Genomic DNA, 6,397 nt, shown 5'->3' on the forward strand with positions numbered 1-6,397 from the left:
GCTCCAGATGACAAACATGATCTCATATCAGGGACTTGTTCGCACCTTCCCTAACATCGGGGTGTACTAATCAACGGGGAGCAGGTCAGACAGCCCGCCTCGCCGGTCACCGCCTGAATCGCGGTGAGTACCGCATCGACGCTCGGCGAGGCGAACAGATCGCCGCAGACCGCGGCGGTCAGCATGCCTTTACCAATAAAGCCGACGTGCGCCGGTTCATGGCCGGAGCCGCCGCCGGAAATCACCGCCACGTTGTTTTTATTCAGATCGCGGCGTACCACTACACGGATCGCCGGGTCGCTCTCCAGACGCGCCAGGTTATTCCACGGGCTGGTGATAATTGTACCGTCGATCACGTCGCTAACGAGATGGGGGCGTTGATTAAAAAAGAATTGAGACATAACGGCTCCTCGAGGTTGAGTGTAAGACAACCCCCCGAATGCATGTTCATGGTGCGGAGGCGATAGAGAGATTCTGGCGAAGTCAGCATGGAAAAAAACAACACGAAAATGAGTTTCATTACGAAACGTGATTGCTGTTTTTTGTTCCGAAATGAAACTTAATTAGGCGAGAAATCATCACAATGCGAACTCGCTCGACTTTTTCCTCCTGCGATCAGAGCAGGCCACACGGCGCAGTCAGTCTTTTTTGCGGGGCTTTACCCAGGATGGCGCGTAATTGGGGAAATTTATCATCGTGTTTGTCGGTAATTTCGCGGTAACGGAACGGAACGGATCGAGATCGCAAATCTCATTATTTTTGTGGTTAAGCATTCCAAAATGAAACGCATGTCATTTTTATCTGTTCCATATCAGAACAAAATGACGAAAGATTTTTTTGTACACGCCTCGCCATACAGTTATTACATCGCTCCGGTACGTCCGCTTTCGCCGTCAACATCAGGCTAAACGGGTTAACGCCAGGGCTCACCATGTGAAAACATGTACTTATTTGAGGATGAAAGGAATGCTAAAAGTTATTCAATCTCCAGCCAAATATCTTCAGGGTCCTGATGCTGCTGTTCTGTTCGGTCAATATGCCAAAAACCTGGCGGAGAGCTTCTTCGTCATCGCCGACGATTTCGTAATGAAGCTGGCGGGAGAGAAAGTGGTGAATGGCCTGCAGAGCCACGATATTCGCTGCCATGCGGAACGGTTTAACGGCGAATGCAGCCATGCGGAAATCAACCGTCTGATGGCGATTTTGCAAAAACAGGGCTGCCGCGGCGTGGTCGGGATCGGCGGTGGTAAAACCCTCGATACCGCGAAGGCGATCGGTTACTACCAGAAGCTGCCGGTGGTGGTGATCCCGACCATCGCCTCAACCGATGCGCCGACCAGCGCGCTGTCGGTTATCTACACCGAGGCGGGCGAGTTTGAAGAGTATCTGATCTACCCGAAAAACCCGGATATGGTGGTGATGGACACGGCGATTATCGCCAAAGCGCCGGTACGCCTGCTGGTCTCCGGCATGGGCGATGCGCTCTCCACCTGGTTTGAAGCCAAGGCCTGCTTCGATGCGCGAGCCACCAGCATGGCGGGCGGGCAGTCCACGGCGGCGGCCTTGAGCCTGGCGCGCCTGTGCTATGATACGCTGCTGGCGGAGGGCGAAAAGGCCCGTCTGGCGGCGCAGGCCGGGGTAGTGACCGAAGCGCTGGAGCGCATCATCGAGGCGAACACTTATCTCAGCGGCATTGGCTTTGAAAGCAGTGGCCTGGCCGCCGCCCACGCAATCCACAACGGTTTCACCATTCTTGAAGAGTGCCACCATCTGTATCACGGTGAGAAAGTGGCCTTCGGTACCCTGGCGCAGCTGGTGCTACAGAACAGCCCGATGGACGAGATTGAAACGGTGCTGGGCTTCTGCCAGCGCGTCGGCCTGCCGGTGACGCTCGCGCAGATGGGCGTCAAAGAGGGGATCGACGAGAAAATCGCCGCGGTGGCGAAAGCCACCTGCGCGGAAGGGGAAACCATCCATAATATGCCGTTTGCGGTGACCCCGGAGAGCGTCCATGCCGCTATCCTCACCGCCGATCTGTTAGGCCAGCAGTGGCTGGCGCGTTAATTCGCGGTGGCTAAACCGCTGGCCCAGGTCAGCGGTTTTTCTTTCTCCCCTCCGGCAGTCGCTGCCGGAGGGGTTCTCTATGGTACAACGCGGAAAAGGATATGACTGTTCAGACTCAGGAAACCGGGAAGGTGGTCTCTTCCGTCATCGCCCAGTCATGGCACCGCTGCAGCAAGTTTATGCAGCGCGAAACCTGGCAAACGCCGCACCAGGCCCAGGGCCTGACCTTCGACTCCATCTGTCGGCGTAAAACCGCGCTGCTGACCATCGGCCAGGCGGCGCTGGAAGACGCCTGGGAGTTTATGGACGGCCGCCCCTGCGCGCTGTTTATTCTTGATGAGTCTGCCTGCATCCTGAGCCGTTGCGGCGAGCCGCAAACCCTGGCCCAGCTGGCTGCCCTGGGATTTCGCGACGGCAGCTATTGTGCGGAGAGCATTATCGGCACCTGCGCGCTGTCGCTGGCCACGATGCAGGGCCAGCCGATCAACACCGCCGGCGATCGGCATTTTAAGCAGGCGCTACAGCCATGGAGTTTTTGCTCGACGCCGGTGTTTGATAACCACGGGCGGCTGTTCGGCTCTATCTCGCTTTGCTGTCTGGTCGAGCACCAGTCCAGCGCCGACCTCTCCCTGACGCTGGCCATCGCCCGCGAGGTGGGTAACTCCCTGCTTACCGACAGCCTGCTGGCGGAATCCAACCGTCACCTCAATCAGATGTACGGCCTGCTGGAGAGCATGGACGATGGGGTGATGGCGTGGAACGAACAGGGCGTGCTGCAGTTTCTCAATGTTCAGGCGGCGAGACTGTTGCATCTTGATGCTCAGGCCAGCCAGGGGAAAAATATCGCCGATCTGGTGACCCTCCCGGCGCTGCTGCGCCGCGCCATCAAACACGCCCGCGGCCTGAATCACGTCGAAGTCACCTTTGAAAGTCAGCATCAGTTTGTCGATGCGGTGATCACCTTAAAACCGATTGTCGAGGCGCAAGGCAACAGTTTTATTCTGCTGCTGCACCCGGTGGAGCAGATGCGGCAGCTGATGACCAGCCAGCTCGGTAAAGTGAGCCACACCTTTGAGCAGATGTCTGCCGACGATCCGGAAACCCGACGCCTGATCCACTTTGGCCGCCAGGCGGCGCGCGGTGGCTTCCCGGTGCTGCTGTGCGGCGAAGAGGGGGTCGGGAAAGAGCTGCTGAGCCAGGCTATCCACAATGAAAGCGAACGGGCGGGCGGCCCCTACATCGCCGTCAACTGCCAGCTATATGCCGACAGCGTGCTGGGCCAGGACTTTATGGGCAGCGCCCCTACCGACGATGAAAATGGTCGCCTGAGCCGCCTTGAGCTGGCCAACGGCGGCACCCTGTTTCTGGAAAAGATCGAGTATCTGGCGCCGGAGCTGCAGTCGGCCCTGCTGCAGGTGATTAAGCAGGGGGTGCTCACCCGCCTCGACGCCCGGCGCCTGATCCCGGTGGATGTGAAGGTGATTGCCACCACCACCGTCGATCTGGCCAATCTGGTGGAACAGAACCGCTTTAGCCGCCAGCTGTACTATGCGCTGCACTCCTTTGAGATCGTCATCCCGCCGCTGCGCGCCCGACGCAACAGTATTCCGTCGCTGGTGCATAACCGGTTGAAGAGCCTGGGGAAGCGTTTCTCTTCGCGACTGAAAGTGGACGATGACGCGCTGGCGCAGCTGGTGGCCTACTCATGGCCGGGGAATGATTTTGAGCTCAACAGCGTCATTGAGAATATCGCCATCAGCAGCGACAACGGCCACATTCGCCTGAGTAATCTGCCGGAATATCTCTTTTCCGAGCGGCCGGGCGGGGATAGCGCGTCATCGCTGCTGCCGGCCAGCCTGACCTTTAGCGCCATCGAAAAGGAAGCTATTATTCACGCCGCCCGGGTGACCAGCGGGCGGGTGCAGGAGATGTCGCAGCTGCTCAATATCGGCCGCACCACCCTGTGGCGCAAAATGAAGCAGTACGATATTGACGCCAGCCAGTTCAAGCGCAAGCATCAGGCCTAGTCTCCTCGATACGCGCCATGGAGAACAGGGCATCCGACAGGCGATTGCTGTAGCGTTTGAGCGCGTCGCGCAGCGGATGCGCGCGGTCCATGGCCGTCAGCAGGCGTTCGAGCCGACGGGACTGGGTGCGCGCCACGTGCAGCTGGGCAGAGGCGAGATTCCTCCCCGGGATCACGAACTGTTTTAACGGGCCGCTCTCGGCCATATTGCGGTCGATAAGCCGCTCCAGGGCGGTGATCTCCTCTTCGCCGACCGTCTGGCTCAGGCGGGTCAGGCCCCGCGCATCGCTGGCCAGTTCAGCCCCCAGCACGAACAGCGTCTGCTGAATATGGTGCAGGCTTTCCCGGAGCCCGGCGTCGCGGGTCGTGGCGTAGCAGACGCCCAGCTGGGATATCAGTTCATCGACGGTGCCGTAGGCCTCGACGCGAATATGGTCTTTCTCGATGCGGCTGCCGCCGTACAGGGCGGTGGTGCCTTTATCCCCGGTGCGGGTATAGATACGATACATTCAGTTTCTCTCACTTAACGGCAGGACTTTAACCAGCTGCCCGGCGTTGGCGCCGAGCGTACGCAGATGATCGTCGCTATCGGTGACGTGTCCGGTAGCCAGCGGCGCGTCCGCCGGCAGCTGGGCATGAGTGAGGGCTATCTCGCCGGACGCGCTGAGCCCGATACCCACCCGCAGGGGCGAGCTTCTGGCCGCCAGGGCGCCCAGCGCAGCGGCGTCACCGCCTCCGTCATAGGTTATGGTCTGGCAGGGGCCCCCCTGCTCCTCCAGCCCCCAGCACAGCTCATTGATGGCGCCGGCATGGTGCCCGCGCGGATCGTAAAACAGGCGTACGCCTGGCGGTGAAAGCGACATGACGGTCCCCTCGTTAACACTCAGAATGCCTGGCGGAAAATCGCGGCAATCTCCTGCTCGTTGCCTTTACGCGGGTTCGAGAACGCATTGCCGTCTTTCAGAGCCATCTCAGCCATGTAGGGGAAGTCGGCCTCTTTTACTCCCAGATCGCGCAGATGCTGCGGAATACCGATATCCATCGACAGACGCGTGATAGCGGCGATGGCTTTTTCCGCCGCGTCGAGAGTGGACAGTCCGGTGATATTTTCGCCCATCAGTTCAGCAATCTCGGCGAATTTCTCCGGGTTGGCGATCAGGTTGTAGCGGGCCACATGCGGCAGCAGGACAGCGTTGGCCACGCCGTGCGGCATGTCGTACAGGCCGCCCAGCTGGTGCGCCATGGCGTGCACGTAGCCGAGGTTGGCGTTATTGAAAGCCATCCCGGCCAGCAGAGAGGCATAGGCCATGTTTTCCCGCGCCTGCAGATTGCTGCCGAGGGCCACGGCCTGGCGCAGGTTGCGGGCGATGAGGCGGATCGCCTGCATGGCGGCGGCGTCCGTCACCGGGTTAGCGTCTTTGGAGATATAGGCCTCTACGGCGTGGGTCAGGGCATCCATCCCGGTCGCCGCGGTCAGGGCGGCCGGTTTACCGATCATCAGCAGCGGATCGTTGATAGAGACCGACGGCAGGTTGCGCCAGCTGACGATCACAAACTTCACTTTGGTTTCGGTGTTGGTCAGGACGCAGTGGCGGGTGACCTCGCTGGCGGTGCCGGCGGTGGTATTGACCGCGACGATAGGCGGCAGCGGGTTGGTCAGGGTCTCGATTCCGGCATACTGGTACAGATCGCCCTCATGGGTGGCGGCGATGCCGATGCCTTTGCCGCAATCGTGCGGGCTGCCGCCGCCCACGGTGACGATGATGTCGCACTGTTCGCGGCGAAACACGGCGAGGCCGTCGCGCACGTTGGTGTCTTTCGGGTTCGGCTCGACGCCGTCAAAGATCGCCACCTCGATCCCGGCCTCCCGCAGATAATGCAGGGTTTTGTCCACCGCGCCATCTTTAATTGCCCGCAGGCCTTTGTCGGTGACCAGCAGGGCTTTTTTCCCCCCCAGCAGCTGGCAGCGTTCGCCGACTACGGAAATGGCGTTGGGGCCAAAAAAGTTAACGTTTGGCACCAGATAATCAAACATACGATAGCTCATAATATACCTTCTCGCTTCAGGTTGTATGGGTCCACCACATATTGCAATTTTTACTCTCACGTAAAATATAGTCCACTGGCGTCATCAGTTCGAGTGATTTATGTGGCCTTTTGCTGTTATACAGCACCAGATATTCAGCCATTCTTTGATTAAACAAATTCAGGTCCTCAAAAAGCAACAATTCATTGAATTCAATAAATTGTTCTCTAAGGAAGGTGCGAATAAGCAGGTCATTTCTTCCCAAGCTGACTCGCTGATTA

General features: G+C 58.9%; 6 protein-coding genes and 1 pseudogene. 2 read left to right on the top strand and 5 right to left on the bottom strand.

Features of this window, described 5'->3' with window-relative positions:
• Positions 1-86: 86 nt before the first annotated feature.
• Positions 87-401, bottom strand: a pseudogene (locus QVF11_RS24245) (dihydroxyacetone kinase subunit DhaK); the annotation flags it as partial.
• Between the two features lie 565 nt (positions 402-966).
• Here QVF11_RS24245 and QVF11_RS24250 point away from each other — a divergent pair.
• Together QVF11_RS24250 and dhaR are read left to right on the top strand one after the other, a co-directional pair.
• Entirely contained in the window at positions 967-2,064 is a 1,098-nt protein-coding gene (locus QVF11_RS24250) for a glycerol dehydrogenase (RefSeq protein WP_096000325.1), read from the top strand.
• 101 nt (positions 2,065-2,165) lie between these two features.
• The gene (dhaR, locus tag QVF11_RS24255) at positions 2,166-4,091 is read left to right on the top strand and encodes a dihydroxyacetone kinase operon transcriptional regulator DhaR (RefSeq protein ID WP_096000324.1); all 1,926 of its coding nucleotides are present in this window, start codon (positions 2,166-2,168) and stop codon (positions 4,089-4,091) included.
• On the opposite strand, the gene QVF11_RS24260 is transcribed toward dhaR, so the two are convergent.
• The 4 genes from QVF11_RS24260 to QVF11_RS24275 all read right to left on the bottom strand — a co-directional run.
• Complete coding sequence (locus QVF11_RS24260) at positions 4,069-4,599, bottom strand: cob(I)yrinic acid a,c-diamide adenosyltransferase (protein ID WP_004210508.1); 531 nt, start codon at positions 4,597-4,599, stop codon at positions 4,069-4,071. The two genes, dhaR and QVF11_RS24260, sit on opposite strands and share 23 nt — an antisense overlap.
• The gene (locus QVF11_RS24265) at positions 4,600-4,953 is read right to left on the bottom strand and encodes a glycerol dehydratase reactivase beta/small subunit family protein (RefSeq protein WP_054627500.1); all 354 of its coding nucleotides are present in this window, start codon (positions 4,951-4,953) and stop codon (positions 4,600-4,602) included. It abuts the gene before it with no gap.
• A gap of 20 nt (positions 4,954-4,973) precedes the next feature.
• Positions 4,974-6,137, bottom strand: coding sequence for a 1,3-propanediol dehydrogenase (dhaT, locus tag QVF11_RS24270; protein ID WP_023336801.1), 1,164 nt, complete (start codon positions 6,135-6,137; stop codon positions 4,974-4,976).
• A gap of 16 nt (positions 6,138-6,153) precedes the next feature.
• On the bottom strand, positions 6,154-6,397 hold a 244-nt coding region (locus QVF11_RS24275), incomplete at its 5' end, for an IS3 family transposase (protein ID WP_353738533.1).

It is taken from the genome of Klebsiella sp., from assembly GCF_027492335.1.
Lineage (GTDB): Bacteria > Pseudomonadota > Gammaproteobacteria > Enterobacterales > Enterobacteriaceae > Klebsiella > Klebsiella huaxiensis.